We start from the raw sequence: 21,316 nt of genomic DNA, 5'->3' as shown, positions 1-21,316 counted from the left end.
CGCGGGCGGAATCGACTTCGGTCGGGGCGGGGTCGACCATCGGCCGAAGCGGCGTCGCGGGCGGCGGCGGCAGGCTGGACGCATGATCGAAGTCGAACGTCTGACGAAGCGCTACGGGGAGGTCGCGGCGGTCGAGTCGGTGTCGTTCCGCTGCGACCCCGGCACCGTGACCGGCTTCCTCGGCCCCAACGGGGCGGGCAAGTCCACCACGATGCGGATGATCTGCGGGCTGACGCCGCCGAGCGCGGGCAGCGCGACGGTGAAGGGCGTCCCCTACCGGCGGATCGCCAACCCGGGACGGCATGTCGGTGTGCTGCTGGACGCGGCCGCCATGCATCCGGGCCGTACCGGCAGGGAGACCCTCGGGCTGGCCGCGCAGGTCCTCGGGGTGGAGCAGGCACGGGCCGCCGAGATGCTGGAACGGGTGGGCCTGCCCGCCAAGGCCGCGCGGCGCCGGGTCGGCGGGTACTCGCTCGGCATGCGGCAGCGGCTGGGCATCGCGCAGGCGCTGATCGGCGACCCGAGCGTGCTGATCCTGGACGAGCCCGCCAACGGCCTGGACCCGGAGGGCATCTTCTGGATGCGCACGCTGCTGCGCGACTTCGCCGACCGGGGCGGGACGGTGCTGCTGTCGTCGCATCTGCTGCGCGAGGTGGAGGCCGTCGCGGACCGGTTCGTGGTGATCGCGGGCGGCCGGATCGCGGCGCAGGGGACGAAGGAGGAGCTGCTGACCGCGCCGGGCGGGGTGCTGGTGCGGGGGCTGGACGCGTCCGCGCTGCACGGCGCGCTGTCGGCCGCGGGCCTGCCGGTGCGTCCCGAGGGCGAGGCGGCCTTCACGGTCGCGGCGCCGGCGGAGGCGGTCGGCCGGGCGGTCGCGGCCGCCGGTGTCGTCCTGCTGGAACTCCGCCAGGTCAGCGGGGGCGGCCTGGAGGAGTTGTTCCTGGCCCTCACCGCCGAGGCGGCCACCGCCTCCGCCGAGCCGCCGCCCGTCCACGTCCCGCCGTCCAAGGAGGCCGTCAAGTGACCGCGACCATGGCACCCGCCGCCGTGCTGGCGGACCCGCCGCGCCCGTCCCTGGGCCGCCTCACGGTGGTCGAGCTGCGGAAGATGACCGACACCAGGTCGGGCCGCTGGATCCTGATCGTCATCGCGCTGTTCACCCCGGCGCTGATGCCGGTGATCATCTTCAGCATGCCGGCGGAGGATCAGACGGTGCGGGAGATGTTCGTCGCCTCCCAGGCCGCGGTGTCGATCCTGCTGCCGGTCCTCGGCATCCTGTCGGTGACCGCCGAGTGGTCGCAGCGGACCGCGCTGACCACCTTCGCGCTGGTCCCGGGGCGGGAGCGGGTGGCGGCGGCCAAGCTGCTGGGGGGCGTGATCCTCGCCGCGTCGTTCGTGGCGATCGGCGTCGTCACCGCGGTGACGGCGCGCGGAGTGGGCGGGCTGCTGGGCCGCTCGGAGGGGAGCTGGTCGCTGCCGCCCGCGCTCGTGGGCCAGGCGCTGCTGTACTCGACCATCTTGGTCGTGATAGGCGCGGCGTTCGGCATGGCCCTCATGCAACCGGCGCTGGCCATCGTGCTCTACTTCCTCCTGCCGACGCTTTGGGCGATGCTCGGTGAGATGGTCGAGAAGCTCAAGAAGCCCGCCGGCTGGCTCGACACCGACAAAACGCTCGCCGCCCTCAACGAGACGGGAGTCACCGCGGGTGAGTGGGCCCGGGTCGGCACGTCCGTAGCGGTCTGGATGCTGGTCCCGCTGGTCATCGGCCTGGTCCGACTGAGCCGCCGCGAGGTGAGGTGAGCGGAATGTTCCGGATCAGGAGCGCGGCGGCGAGTCCGGCGGCCAGGAGTGGGAGCGCGGTGAGGAACAGCGTCGAGAACGCCTCGGCGCAGGCCGCGGCGATTCCGTCCCGGACGTCCGGCGGAAGTGTGCGCAGGTACTCGGGGCGTACCGCGTCGTCGTAGGCGGGGACCGAGCCCGCGGGGACGCGCCGGGCGATCTCTTCGGCGAAGCGGCTCGCCAGGACGCCGCCGAAGACGGCCATCCCCGCGGCGGTCCCCACCATCCGGGTGGCGAAGACGCCCGAGCTCGCGGCGCCCGCGTCCGCGCGGGGCGCCGCGGTCTGCGCGACCAGCATGACGACCTGCTGGGAGAGACCGGCACCGAAACCCAGCACCGCCATGTAGAGACCGGCGGTGGCGGGCCCGGTGCCGGTCGTCATCGTCGCCAGCAGCGCCACGCCGACAGCGCTGATCGCCATGCTGGCGGCCGGGAGCCGGTGGTAGCGGCCGGTCGCGGCGATGTACCGTCCGGCGCCGATGGACGCGGCCAGCAGCCCCGCCATCATCGGCAGCAGGAGCAGCCCGGAGCCGGTGGCGTCCGCTCCCCCGACCGCCTGGAAGAACAGCGGTAGGAAGGTGGCGAGCCCGAAGCCGGTGGCGCCGCCGACCAGGGCCACCACGCAGGCCCCGCTGTAGGAGCGGTCGCGGAAGAGACGCAGCGGGATGACCGGTTCGGCCGCGCGCCGTTCCGCCAGGACCCACAGCGCGAGCAGTGCGGCGCTGCCCGCCGCGAGCCCGAGGATCAGCGGATCGGTCCATCCGTACCGGGTCCCGGCCCAGCTGGTGAGCAGGGTGAGGCAGGTTATGGTCGAGCCGAGCAGGACGATTCCCGGGTAGTCGACGCGGGGCCTGCCCTCGGGCCTGGGCAGCCGCAGGAACAGCAGGATGGCGGCCAGGGCCGCCACGCCGAGCGGGATGTTGACGTAGAACACCCAGCGCCAGGAGGCGTGGTCGGTGAGGAAGCCGCCGATCAGCGGCCCGGCCAGGCTCGACACGGCGAAGTTGATGGCGGGGTAGCTCTGGTACTTGGCGCGTTCACGGGGCTCGAACAGGTCGGCGGTCACGGCGAACATCGAGGCCATCAGGCAGCCCGCGCCCGCGCCCTGCACCGCGCGGAAGGCGATCAGCCAGTCCATCGAGGGCGCCGCCCCGCAGGCCGCGGAACCGGCCAGGAAGGTCAGCAGGCCGATCAGGAGGATCGGTCTGCGGCCGAACTGGTCGCCCAGTCGTCCCGACAGCGGGACGGTCACGCCGGTGGCCAGGACGTAGGCGGTGGACACCCAGGCGATCCGGTCGAGTCCGCCCAGCTCGCCGACGATGGTGGGCAGCGCGGTCCCGAGGACGGTGGCGTCCAGCGACGACATCAGCCCGGCCAGCATGAGCCCGGCGAACACCAGCAGCCGGTCCCGCCGTCCCATCTCGGCGGTGCCGCGCACGGCAATGGAAGTCATGTGCACCTCGCATCTATTTGCTTTACGCATATAGATGCTAAAAGCATGTAGATGATCGACGCAACCGTCCCGCTAGGCTTGGCGGCATGGCGGAGACCGATGACCCGGCGGCACTGGACGCGGTCGAGCGCGGCATGGTCAGGCTGCGCCGCGCCATGTCCCGGCAGCGCCTGGGCAAGGCCGCGATCCGCGAGCACAACCTGCTGGTCGACCTGCAGGTCCTGCACGTCACCGACGCGATCGACGAGGGCCCCGACCGGCCCGGCCAGGAGATGAGCGTCGGCCTGGTCGCCGCCCGGCTGGGCGTGGACGCCTCGCGCGGCAGCCGGATCGTCGCCGAGGCCGTCAAGGCGGGCTACGTCCGCCGGGTCGCCTCACAGGAGGACGGCCGCCGCGTCCACCTCGAACTCACCGACGCCGGCCGCGAGGTCGTCGAGGCCGCCCGCCGCACCCGCCGCGACCGCTTCGCCACCGCCATGCGCGATTGGACCGAAGCCGAACGCCGCGAGTTCGCCCGCCTCCTGGACCGCTTCGTCGGCCCGGCCGGCGACTGAACCGGGCGAGCACACCAAATGTGGCAATCCGGTGGCGAACGGTCAGCGGTCCCAGGACAATGCCGCGCATGTCTCGTTCAGATGATCATTTCGCGACGCGCCGGCGCGTCCTCCGCCCGGAGACGACGGTCGAGCATGTCGACGAGTTCGCCAAGGGCTTCCAGTGGCCGATGGTCGGCGTCACCGAGCGCGACCGGGAGGCCGGCACCGACGGCGAGGTCGTCTGGCAGGCCGACGGGCACGCGCTCGGCAAGCAGGTGCTGAAGACCGGATCGCTGCACTACAGGGTGGACGCGATGTTCGGCATCGGATACATCCTCTTCACCGGCCGTCCCAGAGGGATCGTCGAGACGCTGGCGTCGACGGCGGCGCAAGCGCTCAAGCCCTGGACGGTGGAGGAGCTGTGCCAGGCGTTCGACCAGGCGCAGGACCCGCGCGGCCGTGGCCAGGCGGCGCTGCGGCTGGGCCTGGCCGCACCTGCCAAGCCCGACCAGCAGGTCTTCAAGCGGATCGGGGCCGCCCTGGCCGATGAGGACGCGCGCGTACGGTACGCCTCGGTCTTCGCCGCGTCCTACACCCGCTACGAGGCGTTGCTGCCGAATCTGCGGGAGATCGCCGCCAGGGACGGTGAGGGGTTCCTGCGCGACCGGGCCGCCGCGACGCTGCGTTCCATGGACGGCGTTAAGGTCTAGGAGTGATCGGCGAGATCCGCGCCGCGCTGGCCCGGCACCTGCCTCATCGCGAGTTCCGTTCCGTCGTCCGGCTGGGCGGCGGGCTGGACAACCTCGCGTTCGAGGCCGACGGCGAGCTGATCGTGCGGATCTCCAAGGAGCCCGACCCGGAGGCCCTCCGCCGCGAGGCGGAGACGCTGATCGCGGTGGGCGGATTCTCCCCCCTGCCCGTTCCGGTGCCCGTCTTCGTCGACGCCGAGACGGGCATGATGGCCTACCGCAAGGTTCCCGGTGTGCCGCTGCTGGGCCGTCCGGTACCCGACCCCGCACGGCTCGCGCCCGTGCTGGGCGAGTTCCTGACCGTCCTGCACGGGGCGGACGTCGAAGCACCCCGCGACGCCGACCCCCTGTCGGCCTGGCTGGACGGCGCCGAAGCGGCCTACAGGGAAGCCGCCGATCACATCCCGCACCGCCTGCGCGCTGCGGTGGAACGCTTCCTGGCGACGGCTCCCCCGCCGGAGCCTTCCGCAGAGGTCTTCTGCCACAACGACCTGGGCGCCGAGCACATCCTGGTGGACGTCCGGTCGAACACCGTCACGGGAATCATCGACTGGTCCGATGCGGCCATCGCCGATCCCATGCACGACCTGGCCCGGCTCTATAGGGACCTGGGCCCCGAGGTCTTCGACCTGATCCTCACCCACTACGAGGCGCCCTGCGACCGCGAACGCGTCCTCTTCTACGCGCGCTGCACGGTTCTGGAGGACATCGCGTACGGCCTCACCACGGAGGGCGCGCGGCTCTACGCGGATGAGGGCTTGGCCCACCTCTCCTGGACGTTTGCCCCGTGAGCCCTGCTCACCCCTTGCGGAAGTGCTCGATCAGGCGCGAATAGCTGTCCTCGGCGTGGCCCTCCGCGACCGCGCCGGCCACCAACTCCAGGGTGTAGCGGGGGAACTCGGCGTCGATCCCCCGCGCCCTGCTCTCCCGGACGAGATCCTCGAGGGACGGCAGGTGGTGCTGGAGCGCCCCGTACTCCACCGCGTGCTCGCCCCGGTCGACCTCGTCGGCGATCGACGGCAGGAAGGAGACGAGGGCGGACATCGACGGCCCGGCCTGGTCCAGGAAGCGCCTGGTCTCGATGCCCGCGCTCTCCAGCAGCGCGGCCGCGTGCAGGAAGCCGTTGAGCGTGCCCCACATCGTGCCGTGCACGGCCATCCCGTACAGGGCCGGTACGCCCGCGTCGTCGCCGACCAGGCTGCCACGCCCGCCGAGGAGCGCCAGTTCGGGGCGGTACCGGTCGTGGACGGCCCGGTCGCCGCCGTAGAAGACGACCGCCTCCGGGTGCCCGATGCCGGGCGCGATCGTCATGATCTGCCCGTGCAGGTAGCCGGTCCCCCGTTCCTTCGCCCACTCGGCGACGGCACGGGCCTCGGCGGACGTCCCGTCGGTGAGGTTGAGCACGTCGCGCCCGTCGAGCGCGTCGCCCGCCGACTCCAGCAGTTCGCGGGCGGTGTCGTTGCCCTTCACGCTGACGACGACGAGCGATCCGGCGGCGACCGCGTCCCGGACGGTGCCGGCCCGCCGCACGCCCTTGGCCACGAGGGCGTCGGCCTTCTCCGGCGTGCGGTTCCACACGGTGACCGGGTGCCCGCCGTCCATGAACGCGGCGGCGATCGCGGCGCCCATCTCGCCCAGCCCGAGCAGGGTCACGGCCGTACGGCGTGCGTTAGTCGTCATAGCAGTCCTCTCACAGGCGTGCAGATCAAGAACGATGCTAGGAACTCGACCTAACTTGAGGTCAAGCCCACGACGATCAGACCGGCCAGGAACGAGGCCGCGTTGGCGGCGAGGGCCGCGTGCAACACCTTCTGCCGGGGCCCGCGCAGGCACGCGCACAGGAACGCGGCCTCGGCCAGCCAGGCGGTGATCTCGACAGGCAGCAGAGCGATCTCGTACCCTCCCCTGAGCCGCGCTGCCGCGCCCAGCGTCCACCACACGAGGGGATGGGTGGCGAGGTTCACCGCGACGGCGAGCGCGAGCGCCGGTGCGACCCGGGTGCCCAGCAGAGCTCGCAGCGCGGCGAGGTAGATCGGCAGCTCGACGGCGAGGGTCAGCGCGAGCGCGGCCGGATAGCCGGTCACAGGACGGAAGGAACGGCCATAGCAACCGAGGCGCTGCCGGTCGCCGTGCGGACGGGGTCCCGCAGGCTCGTAGCGGTCTTCTGCGTCCTGACGGCCGCCGCCCTAGTGGCCGCCCTGCGCCTGCCCGCGACGGTGACGGTCGTCGGCCTCGCCATGTTCGGCATCCTCCACAACGTGCTGGAACTCCGGTACGTGTCGGGACGGTTCGACACGATCCTCACCGGGCGCTTCCTCGGGCTGCTGGTCGTCCTGATCACCGGCATCATGCTGTGCCGCCTGACACCGATGCTCCCCTGGTCGGCGCCCGCCGAGATCCTCCTCGGCTATCTCGTCCTGGCCGTCGCCTGCCGGTGGGGGCTCCGGCGGCGCCCGCTGCTGCTGTGGACCGCGTTGGCGGCCCTGGGATGCGCCGCCACCGGCTCACTGCTGTTCCCCGGCTACCATTTCGTGTTCCTCGCGCACTTGCACAATGTGGTGCCGCTGTTCTTTCTGTGGGAATGGGCCCGCGAGCTGAAGACCGGACGCGTTGCGTTCCGCGCGACCCAGGCGGCCTGGGTGCTGCTGGTCCCAGCGCTGATCCTGGCCGGGACGTTCGACCCATGGTTGGGCGGCGACCAGGACGGCGCCGTGGCCGCGTTCGCGGGCGGCGGCGAACGCCTGCTGTCGGCCTACACCCCGCCCGCCTGGCTCGACACCGCGCTGGCCCTGCGCCTGCTGGTGGTCTTCGCCTTCCTACAGACGATGCACTACGTCGTCTGGGTGTGGTTCATGCCCCGCCACGCACACCCGGCCACCGAACGCTTCGAACAGCGGGTCGGGGCGCTGCGCGGCCACCGGGCGTGGCTGCTCGGCGCGGCAGGCGCGTTGCTCCTGGCGGTCCTGTTCATCTCCGACTACACGGGCGGCAAGACCCTGTACGGTGCGATCGCGAGCTATCACGCATATCTGGAGTTCCCCGTCCTGCTGGCCCTGCTGGCCGGCGCCCCGACGAGAGAAGAGACATGATCGGACACCTGGCCGACGTCGCACGCGAGGAAGAGGCGCCGGAGTGGCTCTTCTACGTCGCCGGAGCCGTGGCCGTCATCGCCCTGGTCGTGGCCGTCCTCTTCATCATCCGGAACCGGCGTCCCTGACGTACCGGCCGGGTGCCACGCCGAGAAGGGCCCCCTAGGTCCGATCGAACGTGCCCGCCTTCACCCGCCCGAGAAACGCGGCCCACTCACCGCGCGAAAACGTGAGCATGCCGCCGTCCGGGTTCTTGGAGTCCCGCGCCGCCACGGCTTTCTTGGCTTCCAGAGCGGCGACCTGCACACACTGGGTTCCCTGTCCCCCACTGTGGCTGCTGGTGCGCCACTGGAGACGGGCGAGATTCTGCTCGCTCATGACTCGGACACTATCCGTTCGATCAGCGCCTTGGAATCGCTTTCTGACAGGGCGATCTCCCGCAACTGCTCGAACGTCTCGATGTAGTGATCGACGTCCGTGGGCTCGTCCACGTACCAGCTTCGCGTCAGGCTGTCCACCGCCACGACCTCCAGTAGAGCCCCTGTACCGACACTGAGAATGGTGAAGGCTCCGTCATTGCCTGGATGCATGCCCGCGGTGAAGGGAAGGATCTGAATCTCGACGTGGGCATGGGCGCCCATTTCGAGCAGCCTGACTCCTTGCCCGCGCATCACGTCGATCCCGCCGATCTGCTGGCGGAGCACCGCCTCGGTGAAGACGGCCGAGATGGTGGGCGGTTGCGTCTGCTCATGCACCCGTTGTCTGTTCAGGCGGAAGCCGACCTCGGTCTTGATGTCTGGCGTATCCCGCACCGTGCCTCCCGCCCTCCTGAAAACGGCGCGGGCGTAGTCCTCGGTCTGGAAGAGGCCGTGGACGAGTTGCGGCTCGAAGATGCGGATGCGGGAGGCGTCGGCTTCGAGGGAGGCGAAGTCGACGATGCCCGGCTCGAGGCGTTCGTCGAAGTCGTGCCACCAGCCGTCCTGGCGGCCTTGGGCGGCGAGGGACAGGAGTCGCTGGCGCACCAGCTGGTCTTCGATGCCGTACTGGTCGAGGATGTGCTTGAGATCTCGGGGGCGGATGGCGCGGTGGCCGTTCTCGTACGCGCTCAGGGACGCCTGGGAACGATCGAGGAGGCGGCCGGCCGCGCGCTGGGTGAGGCCGCGTTCCTCTCGGAAGTGGCGGAGCGCATCGCCGATCTTTCGTCGGCGATACGTCATCCGGTCGTCGTATCGCATGGATCGAGCGTGTCACGCAGGGTGGCGAGTCGGATCGTTTCGGTGAAGGTTAGAAGTATTCGTTTCTGAACCGATCGCGTCTGCGATCGGACGCTCGGCGAATACATCGAACCTGCTCGAAAAGTATTGATGCGGTGACCGTCCGCGACCACGCTTGCCGGTACTTCGAGTGGAGAGGGATCGGTGATGGCGCCCTGCGAGACGCGGTACGGCCTGCTCGTTCGGTTGGCGTGGGAGTTGCGGGCGGTGCCCGTGACGACCGTGCTGGTGTTGCCCTATCACGCGGAACCGGTGCTGTTCGTGCCTCGGTGGGACGGGCGGCGCGAGCCCGTCCTGGCCGTGCGGCGGACGGAACGGTGGCTGCTGATCTGGCGAGGGCACGAGATAGAGGCCGACCGGCTCGGTGCGTTGGCGCGCCGGATCGCCTGGGACGCGGCGTGAGCGGGCTGGTGGTGCTGGCCGAGCTGACGCTGCCTGGGACCCTGTGCTCGGTGCGGCACGCACGGCTTTTCCTGCGCGACACCTTGGTGCCCGGCCATCTCGCGGCGGGCGACGAGGCCCTGGACGACATGACGCTGGTCGTGGACGAGCTGGCGGCCAACGGGGTCCGGCACACCGGGTCGGGCCGGGGCGGCAAGATCTCGATAGCGCTGCTGGCGGGGCCGGAGGTGCTGCGGGCGGAGGTGTCCGACGATGGGGCGGACGGGGCCCGGCCGGTCTTGCGGAAGGCATCCACTGGCGAGACCGGCCGGGGGCTCCATATCGTCGACGCGCTCGCGTCGTGCTGGGGCTACCGGCCCGACGGCGTCCGCACAACGGTGTGGGCCGACTTCCGGCGTTAGCGGAGGCGGGCGGCGACCGTGGGCAGAAGGCGAAGCGCGTTGGTGCGGTTAATGGCGGTGCGGTCGCGATGGCTCAGGTTGGGGTCGCGGTCGAAGGCGCGGCGGGCGTGCGCTACCTCCTCGGCCTCCACCTGGGGCCAGTCGGTGCCGTACAGGACCCGTCCGGGGCCGACCGCGTTCAGAAGCGTGGGCGAGGCGTACGGGGACAGCGGCAGGGCGGTGTCGTAGTAGAAGCGCTTGAACGCGCGGCGGAACGCGGCGGGCGAGGGGCCCTCACCGCGGCGGCCCGCGCGTTCGACGCGTCCCCCGATGTAGGGGAGGAAGCCCCCGCCGTGGGACAGGATCACCGACATGTCGGGGTAGCGGTCCATCGTGCCCGACGCGATGAGGCTGAGGGCGCAGCGGGTGGTGTCGTACATGAAGTCGGCGACGTAGTTCTCGACGCCGGGGATCGGCTCGGGGTCCTCGGGCAGGGCGTCGGGGTGGGTCATGATGACGGCGCGGCGGCGGTTCAGCTCGGCGAACAGCGGGTCGAACACCTTGTGGCCGAGGTAGCGCCCGCCCGCGGTGTTCATCATGAGGACACCGTCGGCGCCGAGCTCGTCGAGCGCGTACGCCGCCTCCTTCAGCGCCACGTCCACGTGCATGAGGGGAAGGTAGGCGAAGAAGCCGAAGCGGGTGGGGCGGCTCCTGACCAGGTCGGCGAGGGACTCGTTGAAGACGCGGGCACCGGCGGCGGCCTTCGCCTTGCCGTGGAAGATCTCGGACGGGGCGGGGGCGGAGGCGACGCCGAGGGCGATCCCGTTGGCGTCCATCGTCTCGAGGGTCTTCCGCAGGTCCCACTGGCCCCAGCGGGGGCCGCCCTGCGGGGGCAGCAGGCCGTTGTCGACGGCCCATTTCCGCATGGCGGGGGGCAGCGCGTGGTGGTGGGTGTCGATACGGCCCCCGCCCCCGCCGCCTCTGGCGGAGGCGGGCGCGGCGCTCACGGCGACGGCGGCCGTGGCGAGGGCGCCTGTGCGCAGGGCTGTGCGGCGGCTCATCGTTGACTTGTCCATGGTTAGGAGTGTGCGAGACAATCTCAGTTGAGACTATATGGGTTTCCCCCTGCTGCGGGGTGGTGCCAACCCCACCATCCTTCGACGCCGGTCGAGACGCCCCGGGCGTAACGTCGACGCATGTCCCTATTCCGTGACCTGCATGAACGCGACACACCGCTGCTGCTCCCCAACGCCTGGGACGTCGCGAGCGGGGCGGCGCTGGCCGAGGCGGGCTTCCCGGCGATCGGCACCACCAGCCTCGGTGTCGCCGCCGCGGCCGGGAAGCCGGACGCCGAGGGCGGCACCCGGCAGGAGACCCTCGCGCTCGCGCGTGGCCTGGCGCGGCTTCCGGTCCCAGTCACGGTCGACGTCGAGGGCGGCTTCTCGGATCGGGCCGAGGACGTCGCGGCGCTCGCCGCCGAACTGGCGTCGTACGGCATCGCGGGGATCAACATCGAGGACGGGCGGTCCGACGGTTCGCTGGGTCCGGCCGACCGGCAGAGTGCCTTGATCGGGGCGATCAAGGACGCGGCCCCCGGCCTGTTCGTGAACGCCCGCACCGACTCGTTCTGGCTGCCCGGGCACGAGGCGGAGACCCTGGAGCGGGTGCGCGCCTACACCGGGGCGGGTGCGGACGGCGTCTTCGTCCCGGGCATCGCCGAAGAGGCGGACGTGCGCGCGGTCGTGGCCGCGACGCCGCTGCCGGTGAACGTGCTCTTCCTCCCCGGCAGGGTCACCGTGGACGGACTGGCCGAGCTGGGCGTACGGCGGGTCAGCTACGGGTCGCTGCTGTTCCGCGCCGCGCTGCGCGCCGCCGTCACGACCGCGCTCACCGGCGGCCCGCCCGAAGGGGCCCCCTCGTACGCCGACGTCGAGCGGCTCGTCTCAGGCCTTGACGGCCTCCGCTGATCGGACGCGCTCGGCGACATAACGGCTCAGCCCGTCGGCCGGCCCCTCCTCGAAGGGGCGCATGCCCAGATGCTCGGCGACCTCGGCGGAGGCGGTGTTGGCCTCGTCGATCTCGGCGATCACCCGGGGCAGCGCCAGCACGTCGAAGGCGTGGTCGAGGACGGCCCGGGCCGCCTCGGCCGCCAGCCCATGCCCCCAGTGCTCCGGCTCCAGGCTGTAGACGATCTCCACGTCCAGCGCGTGCGCCGGGCCCTCCATCCGGCGCAGCCCCGCCACCCCGGCCAGCGGGCCCTCCGGGGCGAGCCGCAGCGCCCACAGGCCGAAACCCTCGGTGGCGAAGTCGTGCAGGCTCGCCTCGATGATCTCGGTGACCTGCTCGGCGCACAGGATCCGGTCGTCGAACAGGTGGCGGCGCACCCGCGGGCCCGTCCAGTGCGCCAGCAGGGCCCGGTGGTCGCCGGTGCCGACCGGGTGCAGGACGAGCCGGCCGGTGCGCAGCACGTCAAGCATCGCCGCCGTCCCCCCAGTCGGGCACGGGCTCGCCGTCCGGGACGCCCACCCGGAACACCTTCAGCTGCAGGGCCAGCGCGGCGTAGTAGCCGATCAGGGCGACCAGTTCCACCACGGCGGCGCGGCCCAGCGTCGCCACGGCCTCGGTGTAGACGGGGTCGCTCAGATCGCCGTCGGCGATCATCTGGCGGGCCGCCTCGTACACCACCCGCTCGCGCACGTCTCCGAGCATAGGCGCGTGGCCCTCGCGCAGCGCGGCCAGCTCCCGGTCGGTAAGCCCGGCACGGTGCCCGATCCGCTCATGCGCGTACCACTCGTAGTCCGAGCGCCGGTGCGCCGCCACCACCAGGATCGCGATCTCCCGCTCCCGCTTGGTGAAGGCGGTGCGGAAGCGCAGCGCGGCGCCCAGCTCCTGCAGCGGCAGCCCGACCGCCGGGCTGTAGAGCATCGCGTTGAACGGGCCCAGCAGTCGGCCCTCGTCGTCGACGTAGCGGATGGGCGAGGGCGCGTCGCGGCGCGGGCCGCCGGTGACCGCGTCGTACACCTCCCGCTGCTCCTCGCCCAGCAGTCCGGGCCTCAGCAGGGGCAGACGGGCGCCGGGACGGTGTTCGTCGCCGGACCCGGCGTTGACGGGATGATCGATCACCCATCGCACGCTAGGCGCTCGCGGGGAGGCCCTCAAGTGGTGTCCAAAAGGTGGAACCGGGAGCTCACGGTGACGTGGCGGTTCCGTGACAGGATGGCCGGGTGACCACCGGCATCTACGACGACCCCTGGGCCTACGAGCTCGCGTGCTCGTTCCGCGACGTGCCTGCCGAGGTGGACGTGCTGCTCGGCTGGTGCGCCCGGCACCGTCCCGGGCACGGGACGGTCCGCAGCGCGCTGGAACTGGCCGCGGGCCCCGCCGAGCACGCCCGCGAGCTGTCCCGCCGCGGCGTCGCGGCGACCGCGCTGGACCTGCACCCGGCGATGTGCGCGTACGCCGCCGAGCGGGCCAAGGCGCAGGACGTGGAGCTGGAGGTCGTCCAGGACGACATGACCCGCTTCGACCTGGGCCGCCGGTTCGACCTGGTGATCACGATGCTGGACTCCACGTCCCACCTGATGGACCTGGACGCGTTCACCGCGCACCTCGGCCGGGCCGCCGCCCACCTGGCGGACGGCGGCCTCTACGTCGTCGAGATGTCCCATCCGAGCGACCGGCTCGGCGACGAGCCCAGTACCAGCACCGGATGGACGGTGGAGCGCGGCGAGACGCGCGCCACCGTCCGCTGGGGCGAGCCCGCCGACCGCCTCGACCCGATCACGCAGATCTCGACCGACCATGTGACGGTGACGGTCGCCGAGGGCGACCGGCCGGTCCGGGTGATCCAGGACGTGGTGCCCTACCGGTTCTGGAGCGCGACCGAACTGGACGCGGCCGTGCGCCTGTCCGGAGCGCTGGAGCCGGTCGCGCGGTACGGCGACTTCGGCGAGGTGGCCGTCACCGCGCCGGACGCCTGGCGCATGATCACCGTGTTCCGGGCCCGCTGACTCAGGGCGCGGGCGCCCAGCCCGGCATCGGGTGCCCGGCCAGCAGCTCGCGGATCTCGGCCGCCACCCGCCGCTCCGCCGCGGCCGCCTCGTCCGCGCCGCGCGCGACGGCCTGGACGATGTCGTCGATCCACGCCGCGAGCCGCGGCATCTGCGCCGGCTCCAGCCCCCGCGTGGTGATCGCGGCGGTGCCCACCCGCAGCCCGGACGGATCGAACGGCTTGCGCGGGTCGAACGGCACCGCGTTGTAGTTGAGCTCGATCCCGGCCCGGTCGAGGGCCTGCGCGGCGGGCTTGCCCGGCACCCCCTTGTTGGTCAGGTCGATGAGGATGAGGTGGTTGTCGGTGCCGCCCGAGATGAGGTCGTAGCCGCGTCCGGCCAGCGCCTCCGCCAGTGCCCGCGCGTTGGCGACGATCCGGTGGGCGTAGGCGGAGAAGTCCGGCTGCGCGGCCTCCTTCAGCGCGACCGCGATCGCGGCGGTGGTGTGGTCGTGCGGGCCGCCCTGCAGGCCGGGGAAGACCGCCTTGTCGACCGCGGCGGCGTGCTCGGCCGTCGACAGCACCATCGCGCCGCGCGGGCCGCGCAGCGTCTTGTGCGTGGTCGTGGTGATCACGTCGGCACGGCCGGCCGGGGACGGGTGCGCGCCGCCCGCGATCAGCCCGGCGATGTGCGCGATGTCGGCGGCCAGCACCGCGCCCGACTCGCGCGCGATCTCGGCGAACGCGGCGAAGTCGATCGTGCGCGGGATCGCGGTGCCGCCGCACCAGATGAGCTTGGGCCGCTCCTTGAGCGCGAGGTCGCGGACCTCGTCCATGTCGACCCGGCCGGTGTCGGCGCGCACCCCGTACCGGACGGGGGTGAACCACTTGCCGGTCGCCGACACCGACCAGCCGTGCGTGAGGTGCCCGCCCATCGGCAGCGACAGGCCCATGACCGTGTCGCCCGGCTGGAGGAAGGCCATGTAGACGGCCAGGTTGGCGGGCGAGCCGGAGTAGGGCTGGACGTTGGCGTGCTCCACTCCGAACACCGCCTTGGCCCGCTCGATGGCCAGCAGCTCGATCGGGTCGATGTTCTGCTGGCCCTCGTAGTAGCGGCGTCCGGCGTAGCCCTCGGAGTACTTGTTGGTGAGCACCGAGCCGGTGGCCTCCAGCACGGCGGGCGAGACGTAGTTCTCCGAGGCGATGAGCCTGATCTTCTCGAACTGCCGGCGGGCCTCGGCCTCGACCAGGGCGGCGAGGTCGGGGTCCTGGCCGGCGAGATGCGGAAGGGACGGCTGGTGCATGGCGGCCTCCGTGCCGATCAGGGCCGCTGATCGGCTGGTCTGGCCGGAGGATCCGGTGGCGTTCGGGCGCGGACCCCCGGCTGCGGGGCCCGTACACCCAGGCGCGCGGTGTGCGGACTAGCTTCGCTCCCCGGTGGTCGACTCCACCTTGACTGCGCCAGTCGCGTCCGGCAAGTCTACCGGGCCGTCCGGACGCCGCGAGGGACGAAGCCGGGAGAGCCAGGGCAGCGGCACGGAGACGAACACCAGCCCGCCGAGCAGCAGCAGCGCCCCGGCGGTGGCGGGCGCCGACAGCCGCTCCCCCAGCACGGCGAGCGCCAGGACGGCCGCCACCAGCGGCTCGGCGAGGCTCAGCGTGCCCGCCGTCGCGGCGGTGACGCGGCGCAGCCCGTGCACGAAGCACATGTACGCGACCGCGGTGGTCGCGATGCCGAGCCACCCGACCAGCGCCCACGACCGCGCCCCGGCCAGGTCCGGCACGCCCTGCACGGCCCACGGCAGCAGCAGCGTCCCGCCGATCAGCAGCGTGACGGCGACCGCGGCGGCCATGCCCACCTGATGGTCCAGCAGGCGCTTGGCCGACACCGTGTAGACGCCGAAGCAGCAGGCCCCCAGCACGCCCAGCCCGACGCCGAGCGGGTCGGCCCCGCCACCGGAGCCCGGCAGCACCAGCAGCGCGCACCCGGCGATCGCGCACGCCGTCCCGACCGTCCAGCGGCGGGTCAGCCTCGTCCGCAGGACGAGCCGTTGGAACAGGCCGGTGGTGACCGGTGCCAGCCCGAACACCACGGCCGTGGCCACCGCCGCGCCCGTCCGGTCGACCGAGGTGAGGAAGGCGGCCTGGAACGTCCCGGTCGCCGCCGACGCGGCCAGCAGGGGCGGCCAGGCGGGCCGGGACAGCGCGGCGAACGAGCGCGGCGAGGTCGCCAGCACGAACGCGGCCAGCAGCAGGCCGCCCGACAGGATCCGGGCGTCCCCCAGCGTGATCGGCGAGGCCGGTGAATCGGCCAGGACCTGCGCCGGTCCGACCGTGCCCCACAGGACTCCGGCGGCCAGTACCAGCAGCACGCCCGAGAAGTTGTTCCGTTGGTCCATGCGGCCGACGCTAGGAGGAAATCCGGGCATTCGCGCGACAGGCCGTTGTTCGTTCGAGCTCAGCCGGTCACGGCATGGATTCTTCGACCGAGGAGGACACGAGGCCGGTTCAGGCGTAGGGAGTTCGGCGATCCTTGCGTTCCGGCACGGGAAGTTCGGACTGCTCGGCGGGCTGGACGTAGTCGTACACGACCGTGGTGCGCACGTCCACGAACTCCTTGCGCCGCGCCAGCCGGTCGAGCACGAAGTCGCGCAGGTACTGGGTGCTGGGCACGGCCACGTGCACCAGGATGTCCTCCGCTCCGGTCACCACGAAGACGGCCAGCGTCTCGGGCATCGCCGCCATGTGGTCGCGGGTCGACTCGATGGCCTCCCTCGACTGCGGCCGGATCCGGATCGAGATCAGCGCCTGCACGCTCCGGCCCAGCGCCTCCAGGTCGACGCTGGCGCGGAAGCCGGTGATGACACCGCGCGCCCGCAGCGCCCGGGTGCGCTCCAGCGCGGTGGACGGGGCGATGCCGACCGCCTCCGCCAGTTCCCGGTTGGTCTGCCGGCCGTCGCGCTGCAGACGGCGCAGGATCGCCTGATCTATCGCGTCCATGGGGGTCATTCCCGAATTTTATGCGGCGAGCGGGCCGGGGGCGGCCGCCGGCGGCCGGCAGCACCGTTCCGCCGTACGGTCGCTGAGAGTTCCCTGAAGATCAGAACGGTTCGCCCTGCTCGCTACGGAGCGGGACATCCGGTCCGCTAGGGTCTTCGGATAATGAAAACCGGACATCCACCACCATTGGTCCCGGATCCCTCTCCAGGGAGCGACGGCCCGGGTGGACCGGTTCCACCCGCGATCGGGGCCGAACGGCTGGGATGGCTGGACGCCCTCCGCGGCATCGCCGCGATCGTGGTGGCGCTGCACCACGGCTGCTACAACTACCTTCCGCAGTTCCGGCACGAGATCCTGCAGTGGCTCGACCCGGGCAGCGTCGGCGTGCTGCTGTTCTTCCTCGTCAGCGGCTACATCATCCCCGCGTCCCTGGAACGCACCGGCTCGCTGCGGCGGTTCTGGATCAGCCGGCTGTTCCGCATCTACCCGCTGCTGATCGCCGTGCTGACCGCCACCCTGCTGCTCGGCGTCACCGGGCTGAGCCCGCTGCGGCAGGGCCTGGGCGAGAGTTCCGAGCCGCTCGGCGCCGTCCTGGCGCACCTGACGATGATGCAGGACCTGCTCGCCGTGCCCAGCGCCCTCAACGTGCTGTGGACGCTGTCGTACGAGATGGTCTTCTACCTGCTCGTGGTCGCGCTGTTCGCGCTCGGCCGGCTCGACCGGCACTCGGCCGGTATCGCCACCGCGCTCGCGGTCGCCGCGCTCGGCCTGGGCGCCGTACTGCCCACCGCCGTGCTGTCCAGCCGACTCGGCGTCACCACCGTCGCCGTCACCACGGCGCTGGTCATGACCGCGGCGATCGCGCTGGCCTGCTCGTCCCGGGCCTGGATCGCCCGGACCGGGGCGCTGCTGGGCGGGGCGCTGGCGGTCGTGCTCGTCCTGGCCAACGCCCGCATCGAGGCATGGGAGGGCCTGGCCCTGCTCGGGGTGATGTTCGCCGGCACCGCGATCCACCGCGCCGAGCGCGGCCAGATCAGCGCGCGCGCCGCCGCCGTGGCCGTGGCCGCCGTCCTGACCGCGGCGATCGGCGGCGGGCTCTGGAACCTCACCGTCTACGCGCCCGGGCAGACGGAGGCCGTCCTCAAACGCTCCTGGGTGATCGGGATCGCGGTGACCGCGCTGCTCTTCGCGGCCGGCATGGCGCTGCGGCACCGGCGCACCCCGCGCCGGCTCACCCGGCTCGGCATGATCAGCTTCTCGGTGTACCTGGTGCATCCGGTGCTGCTGACGATCTCCGACCTCACCATCGGGCGGCCCCGCACCGACGCCCCGCTGCTGCTCGTCCCGTACCTGCTCGCGGTGCTGATCGTGAGCCATCTCACGTACCGGTGCGTCGAGGCGCCGCTGCAGCGCCTCGGGCGGCGGCTGGCGCGCCGCACCGCACCCGTCCGCCCGCCCGTCCTTCCCGCCGCCGGCCGCGGCGAAGACGGGAAGGACACGAGCGGACCGTCGGAACGCGAGAAGCCCGGCTCCCCGCCAGGGGGAGACCGGGCTACCCGGATCACGCGGTGACGCGGACCCGGTGGCAGGAGGGCACGGGGCTCAGACGCGGCCGGCGGACTCCATCGCGGCCTTGACCTTGGCGCGCTTCTCGCGCAGCTTGGACAGCGCCTCCTCGAGGATGGCCTCGCCGTCCTCGTCGCTGCGACGCTCCTTCACGTACGCCAGGTGCGTCTTGTAGGGCTCGGTCTTGGGCGGGGCCGGGGGGTTGTCAGAGTCCTGGCCCGCGGGGAACCCGCAGCGCGGGCAGTCCCAGGTGTCGGGAACCGCGACGTCGGTCGCGAAGCTGGGGCGGGTCTCGTGCCGGTTGGCGCAGTAGAAGGTCACCCAGACCCGGGGGGCCGCGTCTCCGCGCTCGGCCTCCCCCATCGGACCGGCGCCGACCCGGCTGCCCCGAATCGCGTTTCCACTACCCACGGATCACTCCTCGCTCGTGTGCGCCCACGCCGCACTGACCTCGCGGCGGGGCCTTTCGCTGTGGTACGGCCTGCTCAGCCGACGCCCTTGCTCTTGAACAGCAGCCCGAGCACGATGATCGAGGCGAACCAGATGACGCCGGTGGCGATCGTCAGCCGGTCGAGATTGCGCTCGACCACCGACGACCCGCCCAGCGACGAGGTGACGCCACCGCCGAACATGTCCGACAGGCCCCCGCCCTTGCCCTTGTGCGCGAGCACGAGGACCACCATGAGCAGGCTGGTGATGATGAGCACGGCGGACGCTGCGATGATCACTGTTGTGTGCCTCTTCCGGCCGACCCCGCGGCGCGGGGCACTTGGTCTTCAGCTGGTCTTCAGCTTCGTGTTCAGCTCGGTGTTCAAAGGAACGCTCGTGTTCTCGGGCGCGGTCACGGGTCGAACGCTCGCCCCGTCAGTACGGAAGGGTACGACGAACTTCCCGCTGGTTCGGCAAGAATCCCCGGACCGGAGGCGAATTGATCAGAACTGACCAGCCCCGATCGCCGCCGGAACCCGTGCGCCGGGCCCCGGCGGACCCCGATCACACCGAGACCGGCAGGTCCCGGTAGCGGCAGATCTTGACGAACTCGCCCGGATCCAGGCTGGCACCGCCGACCAGTGCGCCGTCCACATCGGCCTGCGCCATGATCCCGGCGATGTTCCCGCCCTTGACCGAACCCCCGTACAGGATACGCGTCTCGGCGGCCACCTCGCCGTCGTACAGCTCGGCGAGCCTGCCCCGGATCGCGGCGCAGACCTCCTGCGCGTCCGCGGGGGTGGCCACCTCCCCGGTGCCGATCGCCCAGACCGGCTCGTAGGCGATCACCAGGGTGCGCACCCGGTCGGCGGGGATCTTGTCCAGCGACCCGTCGATCTGCGCCAGCGTGTGCGCGACGTGGCGGCCCTCCTTGCGGACCTCCAGGCCCTCGCCGACGCACACGATCGGGGTGATGTCGTTGGCGATGGCGGCCTTGGCCTTGGCGTTGACCAGGGCGTCGTCCTCGTGGTGGTACTGGCGGCGCTCGGAGTGGCCGACGATCGCGTACGAACAGCCCAGCTTGGCCAGCAGCGCGCCGGAGACCTCACCGGTGTAGGCGCCGGAGGCGTGCGCGGAGACGTCCTGGGAGCCGTAGGCGATGTCCAGCTTGTCGGCGTCCACCAGCGTCTGCACCGAGCGCAGGTCGGTGAACGGCGGCAGCACGGCCACGTCGACCGCGTCGAAGTCGGCCTCCTTCAGCCCGAACGCGAGCTGCTGGACGAGCCTGATGGCCTCCAGATGGTTGATGTTCATCTTCCAGTTGCCGGCCATCAGCGGCTTGCGGCCGGAATTCTTGGCGGCGGGGGTCTTGGGGGCCATGCGTCAGTCCTCCAGAGCCTGCAGGCCGGGGAGCGTCTTGCCCTCGAGGTATTCGAGGCTTGCGCCGCCGCCGGTGGAGATGTGGGAGAAGCCGGACTCCTCGAAGCCCAGCTGCCGGACGGCGGCGGCCGAGTCGCCGCCGCCGACGACGGTGAACGCGCCGGAGCCGGCCAGGGCCTGCGCGACCGCCCGGGTGCCGTGCGAGTACGGCTCCATCTCGAACACGCCCATCGGGCCGTTCCAGAAGACGGTCGCGGCGTCGGCGAGGCGCTCGGCGAACAGCTTGCCCGACTCGGGGCCGATGTCGAGGCCGAGCCGGTCCGCCGGGATCGCGTCGGCGGAGACGACGCCGTGGTCGGCGTCGGCGGCGAAGGCGGTGGCGGCGACGATGTCGGCCGGCAGCACGAACTCCACGCCCGACTCCTCGGCCCGCCGCAGGTAGCCGCGGACGGTGTCGAGCTGGTCCTCCTCCAGGAGGCTCTTGCCGACCTCGTGCCCCTGGGCCTTGAGGAAGGTGAAGACCATCCCGCCGCCGATGAGGATCCGGTCGGCCTTGCCCAGCAGGTTCTCGATCACGCCGAGCTTGTCGGAGACCTTGGAGCCGCCCAGCACGACGGCGTAGGGGCGGGCGACGTCCTCGGTGAGCCTCTTGAGGACCTCGACCTCGGTCGCGATCAGCCCGCCGGCCGCGTGCGGCAGCCGTTCGGGCACGTCGTAGACGCTGGCGTGCTTGCGGTGCACCGCGCCGAAGCCGTCGCCGACGTACAGCTCGGCGAGGGCGGCGAGACGGTCGGCGAACGCGCCGCGCTCGGCGTCGTCCTTGCTGGTCTCCCCGGCCTCGAAGCGCAGGTTCTCCAGCAGCGCGACCTCGCCGTCGGCCAGCCCCGCGGCGGCGTCCCGGGCCGAGTCGCCCACGACGTCGGCGGCGAACCGCACCGTGGCGCCGAGCAGCTCGCCGAGCCGCGCGGCCACCGGGGCCAGCGAGAACTCCGGCCTCACTTCACCTTTGGGGCGGCCCAGGTGGGCGCACACGATCACCTTGGCGCCGCGTTCGCGGAGCCTGCCGATCGTGGGCAGGCTGGCCCGGATCCGGCCGTCGTCGGTGATCGCGCCGTCTTGCAACGGCACGTTGAGGTCGGCCCGGACCAGCACCCGTTTCCCGGACACGTCCAGATCGTCGATGGTGCGCATCGAGTGCGTCATCCTTCCGGATACACGCCCGCCGTGCGCC

Annotated in this window: 26 protein-coding genes, 1 pseudogene and 1 riboswitch; of the genes and pseudogenes, 12 read left to right on the top strand and 15 right to left on the bottom strand. The window is 72.0% G+C overall.

The features are described from left to right. Window positions 1-82 precede the first annotated feature (82 nt). Both ABD340_RS41640 and ABD340_RS41635 read left to right on the top strand, forming a co-directional pair. The gene (locus tag ABD340_RS41640) at window positions 83-1,024 is read left to right on the top strand and encodes an ABC transporter ATP-binding protein (protein ID WP_344596916.1); all 942 of its coding nucleotides are present in this window, start codon (window positions 83-85) and stop codon (window positions 1,022-1,024) included. Next, on the top strand, window positions 1,021-1,800 hold the full coding sequence (locus ABD340_RS41635; RefSeq protein ID WP_344596914.1) for an ABC transporter permease: 780 nt from the start codon (window positions 1,021-1,023) through the stop codon (window positions 1,798-1,800). The genes ABD340_RS41640 and ABD340_RS41635 overlap by 4 nt, the downstream gene beginning before the upstream one ends. Here the strand turns inward: ABD340_RS41635 and ABD340_RS41630 are convergent. Then, window positions 1,760-3,292, bottom strand: coding sequence for an MDR family MFS transporter (locus ABD340_RS41630; RefSeq protein ID WP_344596913.1), 1,533 nt, complete (start codon window positions 3,290-3,292; stop codon window positions 1,760-1,762). The genes ABD340_RS41635 and ABD340_RS41630 overlap by 41 nt on opposite strands. Window positions 3,293-3,378: 86 nt before the next feature. On the opposite strand from ABD340_RS41630, the gene ABD340_RS41625 reads away from it, so the two are divergent. The 3 genes from ABD340_RS41625 to ABD340_RS41615 all read left to right on the top strand — a co-directional run bounded on the left by ABD340_RS41625 (window position 3,379) and on the right by ABD340_RS41615 (window position 5,368). Beyond that, window positions 3,379-3,846, top strand: a complete 468-nt coding sequence (locus ABD340_RS41625) for a MarR family winged helix-turn-helix transcriptional regulator (protein ID WP_344596912.1) — start codon at window positions 3,379-3,381, stop codon at window positions 3,844-3,846. A gap of 68 nt (window positions 3,847-3,914) precedes the next feature. Then, window positions 3,915-4,538 (top strand): HEAT repeat domain-containing protein, encoded by a 624-nt coding sequence (locus tag ABD340_RS41620; RefSeq protein WP_344596911.1) that lies wholly within the window; start codon window positions 3,915-3,917, stop codon window positions 4,536-4,538. A gap of 2 nt (window positions 4,539-4,540) precedes the next feature. Next, window positions 4,541-5,368 carry a phosphotransferase family protein gene (locus ABD340_RS41615; RefSeq protein ID WP_344596910.1) on the top strand — a complete coding sequence of 276 codons (828 nt, stop codon included), beginning with the start codon at window positions 4,541-4,543 and terminating at the stop codon, window positions 5,366-5,368. Window positions 5,369-5,375: 7 nt separating this feature from the next. Here ABD340_RS41615 and ABD340_RS41610 read toward each other — a convergent pair whose 3' ends face one another. Both ABD340_RS41610 and ABD340_RS41605 read right to left on the bottom strand, forming a co-directional pair. After that, entirely contained in the window at window positions 5,376-6,257 is an 882-nt protein-coding gene (locus tag ABD340_RS41610; RefSeq protein WP_344596909.1) for an NAD(P)-dependent oxidoreductase, read from the bottom strand. A gap of 50 nt (window positions 6,258-6,307) precedes the next feature. Continuing rightward, the gene (locus ABD340_RS41605; RefSeq protein WP_344596908.1) at window positions 6,308-6,661 is read right to left on the bottom strand and encodes a hypothetical protein; all 354 of its coding nucleotides are present in this window, start codon (window positions 6,659-6,661) and stop codon (window positions 6,308-6,310) included. 45 nt (window positions 6,662-6,706) lie between these two features. On the opposite strand from ABD340_RS41605, the gene ABD340_RS41600 reads away from it, so the two are divergent. Both ABD340_RS41600 and ABD340_RS41595 read left to right on the top strand, forming a co-directional pair. Further along, window positions 6,707-7,666: a hypothetical protein gene (locus ABD340_RS41600; RefSeq protein WP_344596906.1), complete on the top strand. Its 960-nt coding sequence runs from the start codon at window positions 6,707-6,709 to the stop codon at window positions 7,664-7,666. Continuing rightward, window positions 7,663-7,794, top strand: a complete 132-nt coding sequence (locus ABD340_RS41595) for a hypothetical protein (RefSeq protein WP_344596905.1) — start codon at window positions 7,663-7,665, stop codon at window positions 7,792-7,794. Before ABD340_RS41600 ends, ABD340_RS41595 begins: the two co-directional genes overlap by 4 nt. Before the next feature lie 34 nt (window positions 7,795-7,828). Here the strand turns inward: ABD340_RS41595 and ABD340_RS41590 are convergent, their stop codons facing one another. Together ABD340_RS41590 and ABD340_RS41585 are read right to left on the bottom strand one after the other, a co-directional pair. After that, on the bottom strand, window positions 7,829-8,044 hold the full coding sequence (locus ABD340_RS41590) for a DUF397 domain-containing protein (protein WP_344596903.1): 216 nt from the start codon (window positions 8,042-8,044) through the stop codon (window positions 7,829-7,831). Beyond that, the gene (locus ABD340_RS41585) at window positions 8,041-8,901 is read right to left on the bottom strand and encodes a helix-turn-helix domain-containing protein (RefSeq protein WP_344596901.1); all 861 of its coding nucleotides are present in this window, start codon (window positions 8,899-8,901) and stop codon (window positions 8,041-8,043) included. Before ABD340_RS41585 ends, ABD340_RS41590 begins: the two co-directional genes overlap by 4 nt. Before the next feature lie 186 nt (window positions 8,902-9,087). On the opposite strand from ABD340_RS41585, the gene ABD340_RS41580 reads away from it, so the two are divergent. Next, window positions 9,088-9,342, top strand: coding sequence for a hypothetical protein (locus tag ABD340_RS41580; protein WP_344596900.1), 255 nt, complete (start codon window positions 9,088-9,090; stop codon window positions 9,340-9,342). Then, a complete protein-coding gene (locus tag ABD340_RS41575) occupies window positions 9,339-9,743 on the top strand; it encodes an ATP-binding protein (protein ID WP_344596898.1) in 405 nt (134 codons plus the stop codon). Before ABD340_RS41580 ends, ABD340_RS41575 begins: the two co-directional genes overlap by 4 nt. Here ABD340_RS41575 and ABD340_RS41570 read toward each other — a convergent pair. Further along, window positions 9,740-10,798 carry an amidohydrolase family protein gene (locus ABD340_RS41570; RefSeq protein WP_344596897.1) on the bottom strand — a complete coding sequence of 353 codons (1,059 nt, stop codon included), beginning with the start codon at window positions 10,796-10,798 and terminating at the stop codon, window positions 9,740-9,742. The two genes, ABD340_RS41575 and ABD340_RS41570, sit on opposite strands and share 4 nt — an antisense overlap. Window positions 10,799-10,918: 120 nt before the next feature. Here ABD340_RS41570 and ABD340_RS41565 point away from each other — a divergent pair, with 120 nt between their 5' ends. After that, window positions 10,919-11,689 (top strand): isocitrate lyase/PEP mutase family protein, encoded by a 771-nt coding sequence (locus ABD340_RS41565; RefSeq protein ID WP_344596896.1) that lies wholly within the window; start codon window positions 10,919-10,921, stop codon window positions 11,687-11,689. On the opposite strand, the gene ABD340_RS41560 is transcribed toward ABD340_RS41565, so the two are convergent. Both ABD340_RS41560 and ABD340_RS41555 read right to left on the bottom strand, forming a co-directional pair. After that, window positions 11,666-12,199 carry a GNAT family N-acetyltransferase gene (locus tag ABD340_RS41560; protein WP_344596895.1) on the bottom strand — a complete coding sequence of 178 codons (534 nt, stop codon included), beginning with the start codon at window positions 12,197-12,199 and terminating at the stop codon, window positions 11,666-11,668. The two genes, ABD340_RS41565 and ABD340_RS41560, sit on opposite strands and share 24 nt — an antisense overlap. Continuing rightward, window positions 12,192-12,845 (bottom strand): carboxymuconolactone decarboxylase family protein, encoded by a 654-nt coding sequence (locus ABD340_RS41555; RefSeq protein WP_344596893.1) that lies wholly within the window; start codon window positions 12,843-12,845, stop codon window positions 12,192-12,194. Before ABD340_RS41555 ends, ABD340_RS41560 begins: the two co-directional genes overlap by 8 nt. Before the next feature lie 101 nt (window positions 12,846-12,946). Between ABD340_RS41555 and ABD340_RS41550 the strand changes: the two genes are divergently transcribed. After that, window positions 12,947-13,732, top strand: a complete 786-nt coding sequence (locus tag ABD340_RS41550) for a class I SAM-dependent methyltransferase (protein WP_344596892.1) — start codon at window positions 12,947-12,949, stop codon at window positions 13,730-13,732. A gap of 1 nt (window position 13,733) precedes the next feature. Here the strand turns inward: ABD340_RS41550 and ABD340_RS41545 are convergent, their stop codons facing one another. The 3 genes and pseudogenes from ABD340_RS41545 to ABD340_RS41535 form a co-directional block, all read right to left on the bottom strand. Then, window positions 13,734-15,014 carry a serine hydroxymethyltransferase gene (locus tag ABD340_RS41545; protein ID WP_344596891.1) on the bottom strand — a complete coding sequence of 427 codons (1,281 nt, stop codon included), beginning with the start codon at window positions 15,012-15,014 and terminating at the stop codon, window positions 13,734-13,736. Between the two features lie 88 nt (window positions 15,015-15,102). Beyond that, window positions 15,103-15,187, bottom strand: a riboswitch (ZMP/ZTP riboswitch). 121 nt (window positions 15,188-15,308) lie between these two features. Then, window positions 15,309-16,109: pseudogene (locus tag ABD340_RS41540) on the bottom strand (DMT family transporter); the annotation flags it as partial. A gap of 109 nt (window positions 16,110-16,218) precedes the next feature. Next, window positions 16,219-16,719, bottom strand: coding sequence for an Lrp/AsnC family transcriptional regulator (locus ABD340_RS41535; protein ID WP_344596889.1), 501 nt, complete (start codon window positions 16,717-16,719; stop codon window positions 16,219-16,221). A gap of 177 nt (window positions 16,720-16,896) precedes the next feature. Here ABD340_RS41535 and ABD340_RS41530 point away from each other — a divergent pair, with 177 nt between their 5' ends. After that, window positions 16,897-18,282, top strand: a complete 1,386-nt coding sequence (locus ABD340_RS41530; protein ID WP_344596887.1) for an acyltransferase family protein — start codon at window positions 16,897-16,899, stop codon at window positions 18,280-18,282. Between the two features lie 30 nt (window positions 18,283-18,312). On the opposite strand, the gene ABD340_RS41525 is transcribed toward ABD340_RS41530, so the two are convergent. From ABD340_RS41525 to ABD340_RS41510, 4 genes are all read right to left on the bottom strand, one after another. Beyond that, complete coding sequence (locus ABD340_RS41525; RefSeq protein ID WP_344596886.1) at window positions 18,313-18,687, bottom strand: RNA polymerase-binding protein RbpA; 375 nt, start codon at window positions 18,685-18,687, stop codon at window positions 18,313-18,315. A 74-nt stretch (window positions 18,688-18,761) separates the two neighbouring features. Beyond that, complete coding sequence (gene secG / locus ABD340_RS41520; protein ID WP_344596884.1) at window positions 18,762-19,004, bottom strand: preprotein translocase subunit SecG; 243 nt, start codon at window positions 19,002-19,004, stop codon at window positions 18,762-18,764. A gap of 265 nt (window positions 19,005-19,269) precedes the next feature. Beyond that, window positions 19,270-20,085: a triose-phosphate isomerase gene (tpiA, locus tag ABD340_RS41515; protein WP_344596882.1), complete on the bottom strand. Its 816-nt coding sequence runs from the start codon at window positions 20,083-20,085 to the stop codon at window positions 19,270-19,272. Window positions 20,086-20,088: 3 nt separating this feature from the next. Then, on the bottom strand, window positions 20,089-21,276 hold the full coding sequence (locus ABD340_RS41510) for a phosphoglycerate kinase (protein WP_344596881.1): 1,188 nt from the start codon (window positions 21,274-21,276) through the stop codon (window positions 20,089-20,091). Window positions 21,277-21,316 lie beyond the last annotated feature (40 nt).

Source organism: Actinomadura vinacea (assembly GCF_039532545.1).
Classification (GTDB): Bacteria; Actinomycetota; Actinomycetes; order Streptosporangiales; family Streptosporangiaceae; genus Spirillospora; species Spirillospora vinacea.
Note: the sequence above shows the minus strand (reverse complement) of the source record. Positions and strands in the feature narration are given on the sequence as shown.